Source organism: Pseudomonas sp. NPDC096925 (assembly GCF_044762545.1).
In the GTDB taxonomy this organism is placed as follows: Bacteria; Pseudomonadota; Gammaproteobacteria; order Pseudomonadales; family Pseudomonadaceae; genus Aquipseudomonas.
On sequence record NZ_JBIWEM010000001.1, the window covers coordinates 263,994 to 283,630 of the forward strand.

The 19,637-nt window shown below is 61.7% G+C and carries 21 protein-coding genes, 1 tRNA gene and 1 pseudogene; 18 read left to right on the forward strand and 5 right to left on the reverse strand.

Translation table 11 applies throughout. From position 1 onward, the window contains the following. The first annotated feature begins 59 nt into the window (after nucleotides 1–59). From ACIQYU_RS01300 to ACIQYU_RS01325, 6 genes and pseudogenes are all read left to right on the forward strand, one after another. Nucleotides 60–932: an ABC transporter substrate-binding protein gene (locus ACIQYU_RS01300; RefSeq protein ID WP_207838049.1), complete on the forward strand. Its 873-nt coding sequence runs from the start codon at nucleotides 60–62 to the stop codon at nucleotides 930–932. A 71-nt stretch (nucleotides 933–1,003) separates the two neighbouring features. Next, nucleotides 1,004–1,792 (forward strand): amino acid ABC transporter ATP-binding protein, encoded by a 789-nt coding sequence (locus tag ACIQYU_RS01305; protein WP_063911297.1) that lies wholly within the window; start codon nucleotides 1,004–1,006, stop codon nucleotides 1,790–1,792. Continuing rightward, a complete protein-coding gene (locus ACIQYU_RS01310) occupies nucleotides 1,792–2,448 on the forward strand; it encodes an amino acid ABC transporter permease (RefSeq protein WP_063911298.1) in 657 nt (218 codons plus the stop codon). Before ACIQYU_RS01305 ends, ACIQYU_RS01310 begins: the two co-directional genes overlap by 1 nt. After that, on the forward strand, nucleotides 2,445–3,128 hold the full coding sequence (locus tag ACIQYU_RS01315) for an amino acid ABC transporter permease (RefSeq protein WP_063911299.1): 684 nt from the start codon (nucleotides 2,445–2,447) through the stop codon (nucleotides 3,126–3,128). Before ACIQYU_RS01310 ends, ACIQYU_RS01315 begins: the two co-directional genes overlap by 4 nt. Before the next feature lie 4 nt (nucleotides 3,129–3,132). Beyond that, the gene (locus tag ACIQYU_RS01320; protein ID WP_207838051.1) at nucleotides 3,133–4,560 is read left to right on the forward strand and encodes an amidase; all 1,428 of its coding nucleotides are present in this window, start codon (nucleotides 3,133–3,135) and stop codon (nucleotides 4,558–4,560) included. A gap of 2 nt (nucleotides 4,561–4,562) precedes the next feature. After that, a pseudogene (locus ACIQYU_RS01325) lies at nucleotides 4,563–4,976 on the forward strand (alanine racemase C-terminal domain-containing protein); the annotation flags it as partial. Between the two features lie 119 nt (nucleotides 4,977–5,095). On the opposite strand, the gene ACIQYU_RS01330 reads toward ACIQYU_RS01325, so the two are convergent. Genes ACIQYU_RS01330 through ACIQYU_RS01340 form a run of 3 tightly spaced genes read right to left on the reverse strand, consistent with a single transcriptional unit; the run spans nucleotide 5,096 to nucleotide 7,645 of the window. Continuing rightward, the gene (locus tag ACIQYU_RS01330) at nucleotides 5,096–5,998 is read right to left on the reverse strand and encodes a transporter substrate-binding domain-containing protein (RefSeq protein ID WP_233687271.1); all 903 of its coding nucleotides are present in this window, start codon (nucleotides 5,996–5,998) and stop codon (nucleotides 5,096–5,098) included. A gap of 27 nt (nucleotides 5,999–6,025) precedes the next feature. Then, nucleotides 6,026–6,376 carry a RidA family protein gene (locus tag ACIQYU_RS01335; protein WP_402797898.1) on the reverse strand — a complete coding sequence of 117 codons (351 nt, stop codon included), beginning with the start codon at nucleotides 6,374–6,376 and terminating at the stop codon, nucleotides 6,026–6,028. 27 nt (nucleotides 6,377–6,403) lie between these two features. Then, nucleotides 6,404–7,645, reverse strand: coding sequence for a D-amino acid dehydrogenase (locus ACIQYU_RS01340; RefSeq protein ID WP_402797900.1), 1,242 nt, complete (start codon nucleotides 7,643–7,645; stop codon nucleotides 6,404–6,406). Nucleotides 7,646–7,753: 108 nt separating this feature from the next. Between ACIQYU_RS01340 and ACIQYU_RS01345 the strand changes: the two genes are divergently transcribed. From ACIQYU_RS01345 to ACIQYU_RS01355, 3 genes are all read left to right on the forward strand, one after another. Next, nucleotides 7,754–8,659, forward strand: coding sequence for a LysR family transcriptional regulator (locus ACIQYU_RS01345; RefSeq protein ID WP_402797902.1), 906 nt, complete (start codon nucleotides 7,754–7,756; stop codon nucleotides 8,657–8,659). A gap of 46 nt (nucleotides 8,660–8,705) precedes the next feature. After that, nucleotides 8,706–9,275 carry a DJ-1/PfpI family protein gene (locus ACIQYU_RS01350; RefSeq protein WP_233687269.1) on the forward strand — a complete coding sequence of 190 codons (570 nt, stop codon included), beginning with the start codon at nucleotides 8,706–8,708 and terminating at the stop codon, nucleotides 9,273–9,275. A 122-nt stretch (nucleotides 9,276–9,397) separates the two neighbouring features. After that, complete coding sequence (locus tag ACIQYU_RS01355; RefSeq protein WP_233687268.1) at nucleotides 9,398–9,820, forward strand: VOC family protein; 423 nt, start codon at nucleotides 9,398–9,400, stop codon at nucleotides 9,818–9,820. A gap of 185 nt (nucleotides 9,821–10,005) precedes the next feature. Here ACIQYU_RS01355 and ACIQYU_RS01360 read toward each other — a convergent pair. Next, nucleotides 10,006–10,090, reverse strand: a tRNA-Leu gene (locus ACIQYU_RS01360). Between the two features lie 107 nt (nucleotides 10,091–10,197). Between ACIQYU_RS01360 and queA the strand changes: the two genes are divergently transcribed. The 6 genes from queA (at nucleotide 10,198) to ACIQYU_RS01390 (ending at nucleotide 16,262) form a co-directional block, all read left to right on the forward strand. After that, nucleotides 10,198–11,247 (forward strand): tRNA preQ1(34) S-adenosylmethionine ribosyltransferase-isomerase QueA, encoded by a 1,050-nt coding sequence (gene queA, locus ACIQYU_RS01365; RefSeq protein WP_063911310.1) that lies wholly within the window; start codon nucleotides 10,198–10,200, stop codon nucleotides 11,245–11,247. Between the two features lie 14 nt (nucleotides 11,248–11,261). Then, a complete protein-coding gene (gene tgt / locus ACIQYU_RS01370) occupies nucleotides 11,262–12,377 on the forward strand; it encodes a tRNA guanosine(34) transglycosylase Tgt (RefSeq protein WP_172827479.1) in 1,116 nt (371 codons plus the stop codon). A 42-nt stretch (nucleotides 12,378–12,419) separates the two neighbouring features. After that, entirely contained in the window at nucleotides 12,420–12,755 is a 336-nt protein-coding gene (gene yajC / locus ACIQYU_RS01375; protein WP_003259111.1) for a preprotein translocase subunit YajC, read from the forward strand. Nucleotides 12,756–12,818: 63 nt separating this feature from the next. Beyond that, nucleotides 12,819–14,681, forward strand: coding sequence for a protein translocase subunit SecD (secD, locus tag ACIQYU_RS01380; RefSeq protein WP_207834804.1), 1,863 nt, complete (start codon nucleotides 12,819–12,821; stop codon nucleotides 14,679–14,681). Between the two features lie 10 nt (nucleotides 14,682–14,691). After that, nucleotides 14,692–15,600, forward strand: a complete 909-nt coding sequence (secF, locus tag ACIQYU_RS01385) for a protein translocase subunit SecF (RefSeq protein WP_013971011.1) — start codon at nucleotides 14,692–14,694, stop codon at nucleotides 15,598–15,600. A 119-nt stretch (nucleotides 15,601–15,719) separates the two neighbouring features. Further along, nucleotides 15,720–16,262: a glycine zipper 2TM domain-containing protein gene (locus ACIQYU_RS01390; protein ID WP_013971012.1), complete on the forward strand. Its 543-nt coding sequence runs from the start codon at nucleotides 15,720–15,722 to the stop codon at nucleotides 16,260–16,262. Between the two features lie 187 nt (nucleotides 16,263–16,449). Here ACIQYU_RS01390 and suhB read toward each other — a convergent pair whose 3' ends face one another. Next, nucleotides 16,450–17,268, reverse strand: coding sequence for an inositol-phosphate phosphatase (suhB, locus tag ACIQYU_RS01395; RefSeq protein WP_003257850.1), 819 nt, complete (start codon nucleotides 17,266–17,268; stop codon nucleotides 16,450–16,452). A gap of 151 nt (nucleotides 17,269–17,419) precedes the next feature. On the opposite strand from suhB, the gene trmJ reads away from it, so the two are divergent. The 3 genes from trmJ to iscR all read left to right on the forward strand — a co-directional run bounded on the left by trmJ (nucleotide 17,420) and on the right by iscR (nucleotide 19,635). After that, nucleotides 17,420–18,175: an RNA methyltransferase gene (gene trmJ / locus ACIQYU_RS01400; protein ID WP_402797911.1), complete on the forward strand. Its 756-nt coding sequence runs from the start codon at nucleotides 17,420–17,422 to the stop codon at nucleotides 18,173–18,175. Nucleotides 18,176–18,178: 3 nt separating this feature from the next. Next, the gene (gene cysE, locus ACIQYU_RS01405; RefSeq protein WP_207834799.1) at nucleotides 18,179–18,964 is read left to right on the forward strand and encodes a serine O-acetyltransferase; all 786 of its coding nucleotides are present in this window, start codon (nucleotides 18,179–18,181) and stop codon (nucleotides 18,962–18,964) included. Nucleotides 18,965–19,143: 179 nt separating this feature from the next. Further along, complete coding sequence (gene iscR, locus ACIQYU_RS01410; protein WP_008092572.1) at nucleotides 19,144–19,635, forward strand: Fe-S cluster assembly transcriptional regulator IscR; 492 nt, start codon at nucleotides 19,144–19,146, stop codon at nucleotides 19,633–19,635. Nucleotides 19,636–19,637: the final 2 nt, after the last annotated feature.

The window sequence follows — 19,637 nt, forward strand, 5'->3', positions numbered from 1 at the left end:
TACGATGAGCGCCTGCCCAACACCATGCTGTTCATAGAAAAACAATCAGGGAGCACGTGATGAAGAAGCCCAACGTTCAACGGTTTGCCGGTATCTATGCGGGTTTGCTGGTATCCATGCTGGCTTCGCTACCGGCATTCGCACTGGAAACGGTAGAGCCGGGAAGCCTGACCGTCGCGTTCACCGGGGACATGCCGGGGACCGGTTATCAGGACAGCCGGATGGTCGGCTACGATGGTGAAATCCTTCAACAAATCGCTGAGAAGCTGGGTTTGAAGGTCAAGCCGGCCTTGATGGACTGGGCCAGCACCATTGCCTCGGTACAAGCCAATCGCGTGGATGTCATGGCCGGCACCATGGGCTGGACCGAGCAGCGCGCGAAGATCATGACCGTGAGCGACCCGATTCACTATTTCAAGAACGGCATCACCCAGACCGACAAGACCAACTGGAGCAGCCTCAAGGATTTGCAGGGCAAGAAGGTCGGCACTATCACGGGTTTCTCGTTCATTCCCGAGATGCGCAAGATCGAAGGCTTGCAAGTCGCGCTGTACGACACCTCCGATGCCGCAGTGCGCGATCTGCTCGCCGGGCGTATCGATGCAGTGATTGGCGATCCGCCGGTCATGCAATACGCCATTTTCCGCAATCAGCAATGGCACCTGCGCTTCAACGCCTTCACCGACAACGACCCTGATTTTCCGCTGCTGACGGGCCTGGGGCAGGTGGTGTACGGCTTCAATAAAGAGGCAAGCCCGCAGCTTGTGGCTGCCGTGAACGAGCAGATCCAGACCCTCTGGAAAAGCTGCGAAATGCGCAAGATCGGTGCCCGCTACGGCTTGTCCCAGGATGTCTGGTATGTGCCGGAAGGCAAGAACCTGAGGCTGAGTGTCGACCGCCCGGCGGACTGGCAACTGCCTGGTTGCAAGTAAGCGCTTGAGCGGATGAATCGGCCTTTGCCGGTTCCATCGCCGTACCTATAACAATAAAGAGGTTAACCAAGATGTCGACCCCGTCCGAACCTGCGCTGCTGCGCGTGCATGACCTGCATAAAAGCTATGGTGAGCTGGAGGTGCTCAAGGGCATCAACCTGGAGTTGAAAGCCGGCGAAACCCTGTCGTTGATCGGCCCCAGCGGGTCGGGAAAGTCGACTTGCCTGCGTTGCATCAATTACCTGGAAAAACCCACCCGAGGCGATATCTGGCTGGGTGACGAGTTGATCGGGCAGGTCAAGGATGGCAAACGCATACGCCTGATGAGTGATCGGGAAATGGCCCCACAGCGACGCGAGATCGCCATGGTGTTCCAGCTTTTCTACCTCTGGCCACATCTGAATGTGCGCGACAACGTCGCGCTGGGGCCGATAAAGGCACAAGGCATGCCGCGCAAGCAGGCCTACGAGCTGGCTGATGCCATGCTGGAAAAGGTCCACCTGCGACACAAGGCCGAGGTCTATCCCGAGCAGTTGTCCGGCGGACAACAACAGCGGGTGGCTATCGCCCGCGCGTTGGCCCAGCAACCAAAAGTCATCCTGTTCGACGAGCCAACCTCGGCACTGGACCCCGAACTGGTGGGGGAAGTACTGGCCGTGATTCGTGAGCTGGCGCAAGAGGGCCGCACCATGATCATGGTCACCCATGAAGTGCGCTTCGCTCGGGATGTGGCGGATCGGGTGATCTTCATGGACGGCGGACACATTGTCGAGCAAGGGCCTTCGGCGCAGGTAATCGACAGCCCACGTCATGAGCGTACCCGCAGTTTTCTCGGGCGCATGGCCATGGAGGGCGCTTGATGGCGAACTTCGAGGTCTTTCTCGGGCTATTGCCCCTGTTGTTGAAAGGCGCGCTCACCGCCCTGGAAATCGCGCTGTGTACCTTGCTGCTGGCGAGTGCCGGTGGCGTGGTACTGGCCGTGTTGCTGACGTTCAGCCGCTCACGGCTGCTGCATGGCGTGGTCGGCTGTTTCATTGAGTGGATGCGCAATGTTCCCGCGCTGGCGCATCTGTTCCTGATCTATTTTGGTCTCTCCTACCTTGGTATCAACTTGCCCGCGTGGCTGGCCGCCATCGTTGGCTTGAGTCTGGTAGGCAGTGCGGTGTTGGCCGACATTTTCCGCAGTGGCTTGCAGTCGCTGCATGTCGGTCAGCATGAAGCCGGGTTGGCTGTCGGCCTGAGCCGGATGCAGATTCTGCGCTGCATTCTCTTGCCCCAGGCCCTGCGCCTGACGTTGCCAGCGTTCGCCAACTACGTCACGCAACTGATCAAGGACACCTCCATCGCCTCAGCCATTGCCGTGCCGGAGATCATGTTCCTGGCGCGCAATCTGGTGACGTCCACCTTCCAGACGTCGCTGATCTACCTGGCAGTGATGTGCATCTACGCCGTGATGATTCTGCCGATCGGTGTGGGATTCATCAGGCTCGAACGTCATCTGGGGAGTGCGCGATGATCAGTTTCTTTCAGCAATACCCGGAGTACTGGAGCGACTGGAGCGTCCGCCTGATGCTTGGTGCCCGGGTCACCGCCGAATTGTCCCTGCTAGGGTTCGCCCTGGCGGTCGTGCTGGGCGCGTTGCTGGTCTGGGCGATGCGAAGCCCGAGCGCGATTCTGAGGCGGTTGGCAGCGTTCTTTATCCAGAGCATGCGTGCAGTACCGCTTCTGGCGTTGCTGCTGGCCCTGTATTTCGCGCTGCCCAGCCTGGGGTTGACCTTGTCCGGCTATTGGGCCGGGGCCATCGGCCTGGGTTTGCAGGGGGCCGCGTACGTTGCGGAAATTCTGCGTGGCGGCCTGGATTCGTTGCATCGCGGCCAGCGCGAAGCGGCAATCGCGATCGGATTGACGCCGTTCAAAGCGTTTACCACCGTCATCCTGCCGCAAGTGTTTCGCGTCATTTTGCCGCCACTGCTCAACGCCTACGTGTCGATCCTCAAGGACAGCTCGTTGTGTGCCCTGATCGCCACCGACGAGTTGATGCTGGCAGCGCGGGCCATCGCTTCGGAAACCTTCCTGCCAATGCATGTCTTCCTGCTGGTAGGGCTGTTCTATTTCGTTATCGCCTTCCCTCTTTCAATGCTGTCGCGTGTGCTGGAAAAGCATGTTTCACGCGGACGCAAAACCGTGCGAGGTTGAACATATGAACACCATGGATCAGGTAGCTTCCTACAGCATTGCCCAGTTGCAACAGGCGCTGCAGGCCGGCTCGCTGACCAGCGAAGCGCTGGTACGTGCGCAACTGGCGCGCATCGAGCGTTTTGACGAGCAGCTGAATGCTTATGTCGAGGCCTATCCCTCGCGAGCCTTGAGTGCAGCCATTGCTGCGGATCGCCAACGTGCGGCCGGCATACACCTGGGGCCGCTGCATGGCATTCCTCTGGCGATCAAGGACTTGTTCGAGATCGAAGGGCAGGCCATCACGGGTGGTTCGTTGGCGCAGGAACCGCGTGTTTCGAGGCTGACCGCCACTGCAGTGCAACGCCTGGAGCGTGCCGGCGCGATCATTCTTGGCAAGGCCCAAACGGTCGAATTCGCTTTTGGTGGCTGGGGCACCAACGCGGTGATGGGCACGCCGTGGAACCCGTGGGACCGTGATGTCCATCGCGCTCCAGGTGGTTCAAGCAGCGGTTCGGCAGTGGCCGTGGCCAGCGGGTTGGCGAGCGCTGCGTTGGGGACCGATACCGGCGGTTCGGTGCGGATTCCGGCGGGTATGTGCGGCTTGGTCGGGTTGAAAACCACGCGTGGGCTCGTCAGCCGCCATGGCTTGATCGAGCTGTGCCCTTCGCTGGATTCGGTAGGGCCTATCACGCACACGGTTGAAGATGCAGCGTGGATGCTGGATGCCCTGCTGGGCCCAGACCCGCTGGATCCGGTTTCGGCCCAGGCACCGGTATTCAGCGCCGCTGCCGGTCTCGATCGGCCAGTAGCCGGTTTGCGCATCTGGGTGTTGCCGGAGGCCGAGCGAGCGCATGTCGCGCCCGGAGTACTGAAGGCTTACGACCTGGGGCTCAAGCAGTTGGCCGCGTTGGGTATGCAATTGATCGAACAACCGCTACCCACGTCGTTGGAGCAGTGCATGCGCATCGCTGGTGGCCTGATGAGCGCTGAGGGTTATGCCAGCCTGGGTCGCTTGTTCGAGCGTGACGACCTGCGTTTCGACCCCCATGTCCAACGGCGCATACTTGGTGGTCGCGCCATCGACGCGGCGTCGTATATCCAGTTGCACAATCAGCGCCGTGCCGCTCGGCAAGCCATGCACGAGGCCATGACCAACATAGACGCCTGTGTTTTCCCGACCAACGCTATTGGCAGTGTGCCGTTGGAGGAGGTCGACGAATATGGCACGCCACTGGCCTTGCTGGGGCGGTTCGCCAACTTGATGAACCTGTGTTCGGTGGCGCTGCCCATCGGGTTCGATGAAAAGGGTATGCCTGTCTCGATGCAGGTTGTCGGGCGAGCCTTCGCCGAGCCACTGATCCTGCGCATCGGCCATGCCTATCAACAGGTCAGCGACTGGCACACGCTACGGCCTGAGGGCTGGGAACTGGCAGACAAAGCGGTTGCATGAACAAACCTGTCATGCAGGCCAAGTCATACCTGGCGTCTGTTAACCAATACCCTGAAGGCAATACCGTGGGGTATGACCGGACAGTGACACTGAGTCGTGATTCAGAACTTGCGAATATTCCAGTGAGGTTCTCGGTTGGCTACCGTCGCGCGTTTACCAATAAGGGCGTTGTCCTGGTTAATGGGCAGCGTGCGCCAGTGGTAGGGAAAGTTGCCATGAATACCGTCATGGTGGACGTGACAGATATCCCGGCTGTGCGGGCTGGCGATCAGGTTGTGCTCTTGGGTAAACAAGGGGAGAGCAAGATCACCCAGGGTGAAATTGAAGCGCTCAGCGGAACCTTGCTGGTTGACCTTGCTACTGTTTGGGGGAGGAGCAATCCTCAAACCCTGGTGACGGATAAAACCTCTGATTAACCCGTAAGAGGGCGAGTCGCTACTGCGGTAATAACGCTCCACAGTAGCGACGTTTGGCAGTGATGCTTGCGGGTCACTGCCGCTCCTTGATCCCTGCGGGGATGGACACCGGGCCCAAGCTACTGCACCGGATCACTCACCGGCTTGGCAAAGATGGCCTTGAGTTCGCTGGTCATCGGGAACTCCAGGTTCAAGCCTTTAGGCGGAATCGGCTGTTGGAACCAGCGTTGGTAGATCCCGTTGATTTCCCCTGAACTGTAAAGTTCGCCCAGCGACGCGTTCACCAGCGCGAGGAACTGCGGGTCATCCTTGCGCACCATGCAGCTGTAGATTTCCCGCGACTGCTCTTCCCCGACCACCACCCAGTTGTGCGGGTCGCGGGCCTTGGCGCGTTCGCCGTAGAGCAGTGCATCATCCATGTAGAACGCCGCCGCCCGGCCGGACTGCAACATCTGGAAAGCTTCGCCATGGTCCTTGGCGCTGATCACGGACATGTCCATCTTGTTATCGACGTTGTAGCTCTTCAGGAAGCGTTCGTTGGTGGTGCCGGCGGTGGTCACCACATTCTTGCCGCGCAGGTCGGCGAAGTGCTTGATCCCGCTGTCCTTGGCCGTCAGCAACTGGCCTTTGACATAGATGAACCCATAGGAAAACGCCACCTGCTTCTGTCGCTCTGCGGTGACGCCGGTCGAGCCGCACTCCAGGTCGACGGTACCGTTCTGTACCAGCGGAATGCGGGTTTGCGATGTCACCAGGTTGTACTTCACCTTGAGCTGGGGCAAGGCCAGCTTCTGCTGCACCCGCTCGACGATCTTGTTCGCCAGGTCTACCGAGTAGCCCATGGGTTGGCCCGAGTGATCGCCCACGTAGGAGAACGGCACTGAAGCATCGCGATAGCCCAGGGTGATGCTGTTGGCCTTGGCAATCTTGCTCAAGGTAGGCCCCAGCGCTGCTTCGTCAGCATGGGCCTGAGTGCCCAGCAACAGGGCGAGGGTGCAGCCGATCAACGTGATTTTTTGCATTGTTGTTCTCCGTTGCAGGTGAGGGGGTTAGCGACGTGCCGCGATGACGGTTATTTCCACCAGCACTTGCGGGCGCGCGAGTTCGGCCTGCAAGGTGGTGCGACTGGGTGCCTGGCCGGGCGACAGCCAGGCAGACCAGACGTCATTCATCGCCGCGAAATCTTTGCCGATGTCCTTCAGGTAAATGGTCGCGTTGAGCAGATGATCCTTGTCGCTGCCCGCCTCGGCCAACAATGCGTCGATCTTTTCCAGTACTTGGCGAGTCTGGCCGCCGACTTCGGTGGCGTCGTTCGGCACCTGGCCGGAGAGAAACACCAGGTCGCCAAAGGTCACGGCGCCGGACAAGCGTGGATTGGGCTGGATACGGTGGATGGTCATCGGGTGGTCCTTTCAAGGAGTGAGCGTTCAGGCCGCACGGGGCGTAAAACCGTGCAGGTCGATGGAGGGGCGGCGCTGGCCGATCAGTTCACTGAGTAATCGTGCACTGGCGCAGGCCAGGGTAAAGCCCAGCGCACCATGGCCAAGGTTCAGCCACAGGTTGCGATACGCCGTTGCGCCCAGCAGCGGCACGCCGCTAGGGGTGGCCGGACGCATGCCGGCCCATTCGATGGCGTAGTCATAATTACCGGCATTGGCGAAGGTCTCGCGGGCCTGGCGCTTGAGCAAGGCCAGGCGCTTGGGGTCCAGCGACGGGTCGAAACCGACAATGTCGACCATCGCCGCCACCCGCAACTGTTCGCCGATCCGGGCGTAGACGATCTTGCGGTCGTAGTCGGTGATGCTCAGGTCCGGCGCCCGGTGCTGGGCACCGATCGGAACTGTCAGGCTATAACCCTTGAGCGGGTACAGCGGCAGGTCGACACCCGGCAGTGCCAGCAAGGCACTGCGATGGCCGGCCGCGACGACCAGATGCTCCACTGGCAGCACCTCGTCGCCCAGTTCGATCGCACTCACCACGCCATGTGCATGGCGAATTCCGGACACCGCCTGGCCCAGGCGGAATTTGCAGCGTCCCGACGCCTTCAAGCGCGCCGCCAGTTGCTGGCAAAAGCCGTGGCAATCGCCGACTTCTTCATCCGGGGTATAGATGGCGCCGACAAAGGGCGCATCCGCCAGTGCCGGGTCCAGGCGGGTGCAGTCGGCGTGCGACAGCACCTGTTGTTGCTGGGGCGCGGCAAGGTTCTTGCGCGCATGTTCGAAGCTGCCGGCCTGGCGAAAGGTGACCAGCTTGCCGTTGCGCCGCCAATGGAAACCGCTCAGGCCATCTTCTTCACGCCAGGCTTGCAAGGTCGACTGGCTCAACAGCGCGAGGCGCAACAGGTGGCCTGCGTTGGCTCGGTTGACCGAGGAGCGGCAAGCCCCGAGGAATGAGGCCATCCAACGCCACTGTGCAGGATCGAAGCGCAGGCGCAATCTGAGCGGCGAGTCGCCACGCAGCATCCAGCCAATGGCCTGCAAGGGCACCCCGGCGTCGGCCAGCGGCGCCACGTAGCGATAGGACAGCTGGCCGCCGTTGGCGAAGCTGGTTTCACTGCCCAGCGAATCGCGCGCCTCGATCAGCGTCACGTCAAGGCCGTCGCGTACCAGTGCGTAAGCGGTTGACAGGCCAATGACGCCACCGCCGATGATGCATACATGCTGAGCCATGTCAGTCCTTGGTCGTTGTTGAAAACGAGCTTGAGGTTAGGGCCAGGTGACAGCTGGCGAAAAATGAATAAAGATCGCTGAGCCATAAACAAAGGTTATGGACTTGCCATGCGCCTTCGCCATATCGAGATTTTCCAGGCTATCCGCCAGACCGGTTCGGTCAGTGGTGCCGCACAGTTGCTGCACGTTTCCCAACCTGCCGTGACCAAGGTTCTGCAGCACGCCGAACAGCAACTGGGCTTTCCGTTGTTCCTGCGGGTGCGTGGCAAACTGCAGCCCACGCCCGAAGCGCTGGAGCTGGAGCGTGAGGTCGACAAAGTCACGGAGAGCCTGCAAGGGGTGCGACGCCTGGCGCAAAGCCTGCGTCGCGCGCCGGGCCACAGCCTGCGGATCGGTGCGACCCCGGCACTGGCCCTGTCGCTGCTGCCGCCGGCCATTCATGAGTGGACCCAGCGTTATCCGGACATCGCTTGCGAGCTGTCCAGCGCCCACAGTCGCGAACTGGTGCAGAACCTGTTGATGCGGGAGATCGATGTCGCCCTGACCCTGCAGCAGCCAGATCACCCTGCGCTCAAGGCTCAGGCGCTGGCCAGCGGGGTTCTGGTGGCATTGGCACCGGCCGGTTATTGGCCGCTGGAGGATGAAGGCAAGCCGCTGCCGTTGACGGCACTGGCCGGCGCGCCCTTGATCGGGCTGTCCAGCGCCGACCCGCTGTCGGTGCGCCTCGACAGCTACCTCAAGGCGGTGGAGCCGCCGCCTCGGGTGAGCATTGCGGTGCAGACCTATTCACTGGCCAGGGCGATGGTCGAATCCGGTGCTGGGCTGGCGGTCATCGACCCCTTCACCGCCCTTGGCGCGGCGCCTGGGGCGACCGCGGTTCGTCCGCTGGCCCCGGCATTGCCGATCACCTTGTATGCGGTGACCCGCACGGCCGAACCGTCAGCGCATACACTGAGCGAGCTGCTGACGATTTTCAGCAGCCGTGCGCAGGGGCAACTGGATCGTTGGCGCTGATTGCAACCAGGCCCGGAAACGTTATTGGCATTCATGGAGGATTTTGATGGCACGTGTGGGTTTGATACTGACCCCAGGTTTTGCGGACTGGGAATATGCTTTCATTGCTGGAACTGCATCCCCGTTTTACGGGATCGATGTCAGGTTTTTCGCTTCTGCTACGGGGCAGTTCTGCTCGCAGGGCGGATTGGCTGTAACTGTCGATAGCGATTTGCAGCAATGTCTGGACTGGCAACCGGACGTTGTCGTCATCATTGGAGGGATGGTCTGGGAGCGTGCAGAGGCCCCGGACATCCGGGACTTTCTTCATGCCAGTCGTTCACGTGGGGCGACAATTGCCGGTATCTGTGGGGGAACGCTGGCACTTGCCAGGGCCGGGCTCCTCGACACGGTTCCTCATACTTCGAATAGCGCGGATTTCCTGCAACGGAATGCCGCAGGTTATGCAGGGAGCTCGCTTTATCGAAGCAGTCCGGTAGCTGTGGTTGCCGACCGTATCATTACTGCTCCAGGCCCTGCGCCCGTTAGCTTCACTTGTGCAGTGTTCGAAGGTGCCGGGTTACCTGCAGAGATCGTTTCTCAGTTCAGGTCAATGTTGGCAGCGGAACATGGGTGACCGCATCAACCTGAAAAGTAGCCGACCAGATGATGTGTTCGAGTCCTTGCCAGGTAGCGGATGGGCACGATCAGCTGTATCCAGAAAGCCCATCAGTGTTCGAGTTGAAAGGAATCAGAGCCTTGTTGAAGCTGAACCCATTGGTGCCCGAGCTGATCGTTTCCGATCTGTCTCGCAGCCTGGCATTTTACTGCGGCGTACTTGGCTTCAGGATTGAGTACGAGCGGCCAGAAGAGCATTTCGCCTTTCTGTCCTTCGGTGGCAGCCAGCTGATGCTGGAGCAGGACTGGCAGAGTGAGTCACCCTGGCGGGTTGGCCCGTTGGAGGCGCCCTATGGTCGGGGGATCAACCTGTCGATCGAATGCGCTGATGCAAGCGCAATGGTGGCGGCGCTGGAGGATGCGGGCCATGCCCTCAGAAACCCGATTGAAGAGCGCTGGTACCGCAAAGGGGGCATGCTGGTGGGGCAGCGCAATTTCCTGGTGCAGGACCCGGACGGGTACCTGCTTCGGTTTGCTGAAGATCTCGGCATGAAGAACGCCTGAGCGCTGAGCTGCAGCGCGGCGCCTCGACACGCCCGCTCCCACAAGGGAAGGTGACACGCTCTCGAACATTGTTCCCTGTACGACAGCGCAGCTCAAAGGGCTGGGCGATTTCCCACAGAGATCGCGTCGGCGCGCCTAAATCGCAGGCAAAAAAAACCGACCATAAGGTCGGTTTTTCCGGATCTTGGTGCCCCGAGGGAGACTCGAACTCCCACTCCTTTCGAAAACGGATTTTGAATCCGCCGCGTCTACCAATTCCGCCATCAGGGCATGTGGCGCGCAGTATAGAGAGCCGCCGCTGGTCGGTCAATCGGCTTTCATGGTCAATTTTCACACATTGGGCTAAACTTCCCGGCCCTGCCGAACCGAACATTATCATGCGCGTCGCCGATTTTTCCTTCGAACTCCCTGATTCCCTGATCGCCCGCCACCCGTTGGCCGAGCGCCATGGCAGCCGTCTGCTGGTGCTCGATGGGCCAACCGGCGCGCTGGCGCACCGGCAATTCCCCGACCTGCTCGAGTACCTGCGCCCGGGCGACCTGATGGTGTTCAACAACACCCGGGTGATCCCGGCGCGCCTGTTCGGCCAGAAAGCTTCCGGCGGCAAGCTGGAAGTGCTGGTCGAGCGCGTGCTCGACAGCCACCGGGTGCTGGCGCATGTCCGTGCCAGCAAGGCGCCGAAGGAAGGCGCGGTGATCCTCATCGATGGCGGCGGCGAGGCCGAAATGGTCGCGCGCCATGACACGCTGTTCGAACTGCGCTTCACCGAAGAGGTGCTGCCATTGCTCGACCGCGTCGGCCATATGCCGCTGCCGCCCTACATCGACCGCCCGGACGAAGGCGCCGACCGTGAGCGCTACCAGACCGTGTACGCCGAACGTGCCGGTGCGGTCGCCGCGCCCACTGCAGGTCTGCACTTCGACGAGGCGCTGCTGGAAAAGATCGCCGCCAAGGGCGTCGAGCGGGCGTTCGTCACCTTGCACGTGGGCGCGGGCACCTTCCAGCCGGTGCGGGTCGACAGGATCGAAGACCACCACATGCATAAAGAGTGGCTCGAAGTGGGCCAGGATGTGGTCGATGCCATCGAGGCCTGCCGTGCCCGTGGCGGCCGGGTGATCGCGGTCGGCACCACCAGCGTGCGTTCGCTGGAGAGCGCGGCGCGCGATGGCGTGCTCAAGGCCTTCAGCGGCGACACCGACATCTTCATCTACCCGGGCCGGCCGTTCCATGTGGTCGACGCGCTGGTCACCAATTTCCACCTGCCGGAGTCCACGCTGCTGATGCTGGTCTCGGCCTTCGCCGGCTACCCCGAGACCATGGCCGCCTACGCGGCGGCGGTCGAGCAGGGGTACCGCTTCTTCAGTTACGGTGATGCCATGTTCATCACCCGCAATCCGGCGCCACGCGGGCCCGAGGATCAAGCATGAGTCGCACCTGTCGAATGTCCTTCGAACTGCTGGCCACCGACGGCAAGGCCCGTCGTGGCCGCATCACCTTCCCACGGGGCACCGTGGAAACCCCGGCGTTCATGCCGGTGGGCACCTATGGCACGGTCAAGGGCATGCTGCCACGCGACATCGAGGCCATCGGTGCCGAGATGATCCTCGGCAACACCTTCCACCTGTGGCTGCGCCCGGGTACCGAGGTGATCAAGAAGCACAACGGCCTGCACGACTTCATGCAGTGGAAAGGCCCGATCCTCACCGACTCCGGTGGCTTCCAGGTGTTCAGCCTGGGCGCCATGCGCAAGATCAAGGAGGAGGGCGTGACCTTCGCCTCGCCGGTTGATGGCGCCAAGGTGTTCATGGGCCCGGAAGAGTCGATGCAGGTGCAGCGTGACCTGGGCTCGGACGTGGTGATGATCTTCGACGAGTGCACCCCGTACCCGGCCGAGCACGATGTGGCGCGCGCCTCCATGGAGCTGTCGCTGCGTTGGGCCCAGCGCTCGAAGAACGCCCACGCCGACAATACAGCGGCGCTGTTCGGTATCGTCCAGGGTGGCATGTACCAGGACTTGCGCATGCGCTCGCTGGAAGGCCTGGAAAACATCGGCTTCGACGGCCTGGCCATCGGTGGCCTGTCGGTGGGCGAGCCCAAGCACGAAATGATCAAGGTGCTGGATTACCTGCCGGGCCAGATGCCTGCTGACAAACCTCGTTACCTTATGGGGGTAGGCAAACCGGAAGATCTCGTTGAGGGTGTGCGCCGCGGCGTCGACATGTTCGACTGCGTGATGCCGACGCGTAACGCGCGCAACGGTCATCTGTTCGTCGATACAGGGGTGATCAAGATCCGCAACGCGTTCCATCGCCACGATGAATCGCCGCTGGATCCGACCTGTGACTGCTACACCTGCACCAACTTCTCGCGCGCCTATCTGCATCACCTGGACAAGTGCGGCGAAATGCTGAGCAGCATGCTGAATACCATCCACAACTTGCGCCATTACCAGCGCTTGATGGCCGGTTTACGCGAGGCTATTCAACAAGGTAAATTGGCCGCCTTTGTCGACGCCTTCTACGCCAAGCGCGGGCTTCCCGTACCGCCTTTGGACTGACTGTCTGCATCCATTATTAGAAAATTACATTAGGAGTGCCCAATGAGCTTCTTGATCCCCGCCGCATACGCGGACGCTGCAGCACCTGCCGCCGGCCCAGCCGGTACCGGCTTCGAGTGGATTTTCCTGGTCGGTTTCCTGGTCATCTTCTACCTGATGATCTGGCGCCCGCAGGCCAAGCGTGCAAAAGAGCAGAAGAACCTGCTGAGCAACTTGCAGAAGGGTGACGAAGTTGTCACCAACGGCGGCATCGCCGGCAAGATCGTCAAGGTTTCCGATGATTTCGTGGTCCTGGAAGTTTCCGACAACGTCGAGCTGAAGTTCCAGAAGGGTGCCATCGCGGCCACCCTGCCAAAAGGTACGCTCAAGGCTATCTGAGTTACCGGTTTTTCTTTCCAGTCGGGGCGCGCAACGCGCCCCGCGTCTTGAACGGGCGGCGTGATGCTGAACAAATACCCTCTGTGGAAATATGCACTGATCGTGCTGGTACTGGTGGTCGGTTTCATTTATTCCGCTCCCAACCTCTACCCGGATGATCCGGCGGTACAGATCAGTGGTGCCAGCTCGGCGCTGCAGGTGAGCCAGGCCGACCTCGACCGCGTCAGCAAGGCGCTGGTCGATGCCAAGATCGCCGTCAAGGGCGCGAGCCTGGGTGAGAAGGGCAGCGGGCTGATCCGCCTGACCAATCAGGAAGACCAGCTGCCAGCCAAGGATGTCGTGCGCAAGGCACTGGGCGATGATTACGTCGTGGCCCTGAACCTGGCCCAGACTACCCCGCAATGGCTGCGCAACCTGGGCGCAAGCCCGATGAAGCTGGGCCTGGACCTGTCCGGTGGTGTGCACTTCCTGCTGGAAGTGGACATGGACAAGGCCATGAGCGCCCGCATGAAAGTCTACGAAGGCGAGGTCAAGACCTTGCTGCGCAAAGAGCGCATCCGCTACCGCAGCCTGCCTCAGCAGGATGGCGGCATCATGCTGGGCTTCGCTGACGATGCTACCCGCGAACAGGCACGTGCCCTGATCCGCAAGAATTTCAATGACTTCGACCTGACCACCACCGAGCGTAACGAGCTCGCCGTGCTGCGTCTGGCGCTGACCCAGGCGAAAGTCGCCGAGATCCGCGAATACTCGATCAAGCAGAACCTCACCACCGTCCGCAACCGGGTCAACGAGCTGGGCGTGGCCGAGCCGCTGGTCCAGCGCCAGGGCGCCAACCGCATCGTGGTCGAGCTGCCAGGCGTGCAGGACACTGCCGAAGCCAAGCGTATCCTGGGTAAAACCGCCAACCTGGAGTTCCGCTTCGGTGCCGAACCGGGCGCGTCCAAGGCCACTACCGAAGTGTTCGAGTTCCGTGAAGGTGGCCGTTCCGCCGCGGTCGAGCGCGGCCTGATCATCACCGGTGACCAGGTGACCGACGCCCAGGCCAGCTTCGACGAGCAAGGTCGCCCGCAGGTGAACATCCGCCTGGATGGCCACGGTGGCGAGCTGATGACCCGTGCTACCCGCAGCAACGTCGGCCGCAGCATGGCGGTGATCTTCATCGAGCAGAAGCCGGTCACCCGCTACGTCAAGCAGACCGTCGACGGCGTCGAGAAGGACGTTGCCGTACAGAGCTTCCAGGAAGAGAAGAAGATCATCAGCCTGGCGACCATCCAGTCGCCGCTGGGCAGCCAGTTCCGCATCACCGGCCTGAACGGCCAGGGCGAATCGTCCGAACTGGCCCTGCTGCTGCGTGCCGGTGGCCTGGCCGCGCCGATGTACTTCGCTGAAGAACGCACCATCGGCCCAAGCCTGGGTGCCGACAACATCACCAAGGGTATCGATGCGTCGCTGTGGGGCATGCTGTTCGTCTCGCTGTTCATCATCGCCATCTACCGTGCCTTCGGTGTGATCGCCACCATCGCCCTGGCGGGCAACATGGTCCTGCTGCTGGCGCTGATGTCGCTGCTGGGCGCCACCCTGACCCTGCCGGGTATTGCCGGTATCGTGTTGACTATGGGTATGGCGGTGGACGCCAACGTGCTGATCTTCTCGCGTATACGCGAAGAGCTGAACGCCGGCATGTCGGTGCAACGCGCCATTCACGAAGGCTTCAACCGCGCCTACACCGCGATCATCGACGCCAACCTGACCAGCCTGCTGGTCGGCGGCATCCTGTTCGCCATGGGTACCGGCCCGGTCAAGGGCTTTGCGGTCACCATGTCCCTCGGGATTTTCACCTCGATGTTCACCGCCGTCATGGTGACCCGCGCCATGGTCAACCTGACCTGCGGCGGGCGTGACATCAAGAAGCTGTGGGTTTGAGGGAGCTGCGATGAAAACCATCAACTTCATGGGCGTGCGCAATGTCGCGTTCGCCGTTACCGTGCTCCTCACCGTGCTGGCGCTGTTCAGCTGGTGGCAGAAGGGCCTGAACTTCGGCCTGGACTTCACCGGCGGTACGCTGATCGAGCTGACCTACGAGCGCCCGGCCGACCTCAAGGCGGTGCGTGCCGAGCTGGTCAACTCCGGCTTCCACGAGGCCGTGGTGCAGAGCTTCGGCGCCACCACCGACCTGTTGGTGCGCATGCCGGGCGATGACCCGCAGCTGGGCAACAAGGTGGCTGAAGCCCTGCAGAAGGCCGGCGGCGACAACCCGGCCAAGGTCAAGCGTGTCGAGTTCGTGGGCCCGCAGGTGGGTGAAGAGCTGCGCGACCAGGGTGGCATGGGCATGCTCCTGGCCCTGGGCGGCATCCTCATCTACCTGGCCTTCCGCTTCCAGTGGAAGTTCGCGGTGGGCGCGATCGTCTCGCTGATCCACGACGTGGTGGTGACCCTGGGTATCCTGTCGTTCTTCCAGATCACCTTCGACCTGACGGTGCTGGCGGCGGTGCTGGCGATCATCGGCTACTCGCTGAACGACACCATCGTCGTGTTCGACCGGGTGCGCGAGAACTTCCGCGTCATGCGCAAGGCCTCGCTGATCGAGAACATCAACGTTTCCACCACCCAGACCCTGCTGCGGACCATCGCCACCTCGGTTTCGACCCTGCTGGCCATTGCCGCGCTGCTGTTCTTCGGTGGCGACAACCTGTTCGGCTTCTCGCTGGCTCTGTTCATCGGCGTCATGGCCGGTACCTATTCGTCGATCTATATCGCCAACGTGGTACTGATCTGGCTGAACCTGAGCAGTGAAGACCTGATCCCGCCGGCCAAGACCGACGGTGTGGACGACCGCCCGTAAGGCGTGTTCCACGCCGTTTGGCGGCCAGAAAGGCGCGAGTGTTGAACTCGCGCCTTTTTTTTTACTCCAAGGCTGGGAGAAGGCGGGTTGGATCCGCGGGTTATGATCAGGAGGTTCATGTGAACAAATCAATGCTTGTGGGTGCGGTACTGGGTGCTGTCGGTGTGACTGCCGGAGGTGCTGTCGCGACCTACAGCTTGGTCAACAAGGGGCCTGAGTATGCGCAGGTCACCGACGTGCAACCGATCAAACAACAGGTGAAAACCCCCCGTGAGGTCTGCAAGGACGTCGCCGTGACGCGTCAGGCACCGGTCAAGGACCAGCACCAGATCGCCGGTACCGTGGTGGGCGCCATTGCCGGTGGCCTGCTGGGTAACCAGATCGGTGGTGGTAGCGGCAAGAAGATCGCCACGGTGGCTGGTGCGGTCGGTGGTGGTTATGCCGGTAACAAGGTGCAGGAAGGCATGCAGGAGCGTGACACCTACACCACCACGCAAACCCGCTGCAACACGGTCAACGACATCAGTGAGAAAGTGGTGGGCTACAACGTGAAGTACACCATTGGCGACAAGGTAGGGCAGGTGAAGATGGACCACGAGCCCGGGTCGACCATTCCACTGGACAAGAATGGCAAGCTGATCCTCAGCGAAGCCGGCCAGTGATTGATGTTGCCTGAACCGGCCTCTTCGCGGGTAAACCCGCTCCCACAGGTACGGCAATGTCCTTGAGGTTGTCGCTATCACTGTGGGAGCGGGTTTACCCGCGAAGAGGCCAGCACAGGCAGTACAAAACTGGCAGGCAAACAAAAAGCACCCCGAGGGGTGCTTTTTTTGTGCCGGCAATCCGCGCTTAGCGCTTCATGTTCTCTGGCAGGTGCGGCTGGATAGCAGTCAGCACGGCCTTGAAGCACTTGATGTTGCCCGCAACGATATGGCCCTTCTCGAGGAAGTCATGGCCACCGTTGAAGTCGCTTACCAGGCCGCCCGCTTCCTGGATCAGCAGCACGCCGGCGGCCATGTCCCATTCGGACAGGCCCGACTCCCAGAAGGCGTCGAAACGGCCAGCAGCCACGTAGGCCAGGTCCAGGCTGGCGGAGCCGGCGCGGCGGATGCCGGCGGTCTGGCCAGTCAGGGCACGGAACATGCCCAGGTAGTTGTCCAGGTCGGCCATCTGGCTGTCGCGGAACGGGAAGCCGGTGCCCAGCAGGGCGCCTTCAAGGCTGGTGCGCGAGCTGACACGCAGGCGGCGACCGTTGAGCTGGGCGCCACGGCCACGGCTGGCGGTGAATTCTTCCTGGCGCACCGGGTCGACGATCACGGCGTGCTCAAGGCGGCCACGGTATTTGCAGGCGATGCTGACCGCGAAGTGCGGGATGCCACGCAGGAAGTTGGTGGTGCCGTCCAGCGGGTCGATGATCCACAGGTAATCCTTGCCTTCTTCGCCGCTACCCGCGTGCAGGCCGGTTTCCTCGCCCTGGATGGAGTGGTTCGGGTAGGCCTTGCGCAGGGCGTTGACGATGCTCTGCTCGGCGGCGCGATCGACTTCGGAAACGTAGTCCTTGGCCTCTTTCTCATCGACCTTGATGCTATCCAGGCGTTCGATGGAGCGGAAAATCAGTTCACTGGCGCTGCGAGCGGCGCGCAGGGCGATATTCAGCATAGGCTGCATGGGCGGGTCACCTGGAGATGTTAAAGAAGAAAGCCGATCATTCTAGCAGAAAACTTTGGCGGCAGAAGTGTCACATTTGCTTTCGTGGCGTTACGTCTGTCGGTTCTGTAAGATCGAAGGCCCTGATTCCTGCATCTGTGAGCACAACACCTTGCTGCAAAATATTCGTGTTGTTCTGGTCAATACCAGCCACCCCGGCAACATCGGCGGCGCTGCGCGAGCCATGAAAAACATGGGCTTGTCGCGTCTGGTGCTGGTGCAGCCGAAAGCGTTCCCCGCCGAGGATGCCAGTGCCCGAGCCTCGGGTGCCGACGATGTGCTGGCCAATGCCCAGGTGGTCGACAGCCTCGAGCAGGCGCTGGTCGGCTGCAACCTGGTGATGGGCACCAGCGCCCGCGAGCGGAGCATCCCCTGGCCGCTGATTGGCCCGCGCGAGTGCGGGGCCAAGGCGGTGGAGCATGCCAACGGTGGCGAGGAAATCGCCCTGGTGTTCGGGCGTGAGCACGCCGGCCTGACCAACGAAGAACTGCAGCGATGTCACTTCCACGTGCACATTCCCTCCAACCCCGACTTCAGCTCGCTGAACCTGGCTGCCGCTGTCCAGGTGCTCTCGTACGAGGTGCGCATGGCCTGGCTGGCTGCCGGTGCAGCGCCGGGCAAGGTCGAGAAGGTTGACGCCAGCGAGCTGGCGACCATGGACGAAATGGAGCTGTTCTACGACCACCTGGAGAAGACCCTGGTCGGCATCGGCTTCCTTGACCCCGACAAGCCCAAGCACCTGATGCCGCGCCTGCGCCGGCTGTATGGGCGGGTTGCGGTCGAACGTTCGGAAATGAGCATTTTGCGCGGCATCCTCACCGAGACCCAGAAAGTGGTCCGGGGCGAGCCGCATAAACGGAAGGACTGACAGATGTTCGAACGCCTGCGTGAAGATATTCAAAGCGTATTCCATCGTGACCCGGCTGCGCGCAACGCCTTCGAGGTGCTGACCTGCTACCCGGGCATGCATGCCATCTGGCTGCACCGCCTGGGCAATGCCCTGTGGAAGCGTGATTTCAAGTGGCTGGCTCGCCTGGTGTCCAACTTCGGCCGCTGGCTGACCGGGATCGAGATCCACCCCGGCGCCACCATCGGCCGACGCTTCTTCATCGACCATGGCATGGGTATCGTCATCGGCGAAACCGCCGAGATCGGCGACGATGTCACCCTTTACCAGGGCGTGACCCTGGGCGGCACCAGCTGGAACAAAGGCAAGCGCCATCCCACCCTGGAAAACGGCGTGGTGGTAGGGGCCGGGGCAAAGGTGCTGGGCCCGTTCACCGTCGGTGCCGGAGCCAAGATCGGTTCCAATGCGGTGGTGACCAAGGCAGTGCCGGCCGGCGCCACGGCGGTCGGTATCCCCGGGCGAATCATCGTCAAGAACGAAGACGATGAGGTCGAGGCCAAGCGCAAGGCCATGGCCGAGAAGATCGGCTTCGATGCCTATGGTGTCAGTGGCGACATGCCGGACCCGGTGGCCCGTGCCATCGGCCAGATGCTCGACCACCTGCAGGCAGTCGACGAGCGGCTGGAGGGTATGTGTGGTGCCCTGACCAGGATGGGTAGCGACTACTGCGCCAAGGAGCTGCCAGCCCTGCCGGAAGATGACTTCAAGGAAGTTGCCCAGGTGGCCCGGCGCGACACTCAGTCGCATTGATTGCGTCGTGGTGAAATCATGGTGACATACGGGGCGTGTGCTCACGCCCCCTGTCTGCTACAATCGCGCCCGCCTCCCCGATGCAAACCCGACTAAAGCACTAGGTCTAATAGTTGACTTAAATGCTCGGGAATCGCATACTCGCTCACATCCTGTAACTCCCGTGGTACCCAATAGCCATGCGACTGACTACCAAAGGCCGATACGCCGTGACCGCCATGCTCGACCTGGCGTTGCACGCGCAGCATGGGCCGGTGTCTTTGGCCGACATTTCCGAGCGCCAGGGCATTTCCCTCTCTTATCTGGAACAGCTGTTCGCCAAGCTGCGCCGCAGCAGCCTGGTCTCCAGCGTGCGTGGTCCAGGCGGTGGCTACCAGCTGTCGCGGGGCATGGAAACCATCCAGGTGGCCCAGGTCATCGATGCGGTCAACGAATCGGTCGATGCCACCCGCTGCCAGGGCCTCGGGGATTGCCATGCCGGTGACACCTGCCTGACCCACCACCTGTGGTGCGACCTCAGCCAGCAAATCCATGAATTCCTCAGCGGCATCAGCCTGGCCGACCTCGTCATGCGCCGTGAAGTGCAGGAAGTCGCCCAGCGCCAGGACCTGCGTCGTGTCGCAGGCCGAACCGCCCAGCTGGACAAGATTGAGACGTCCGCCGTCGATTGATC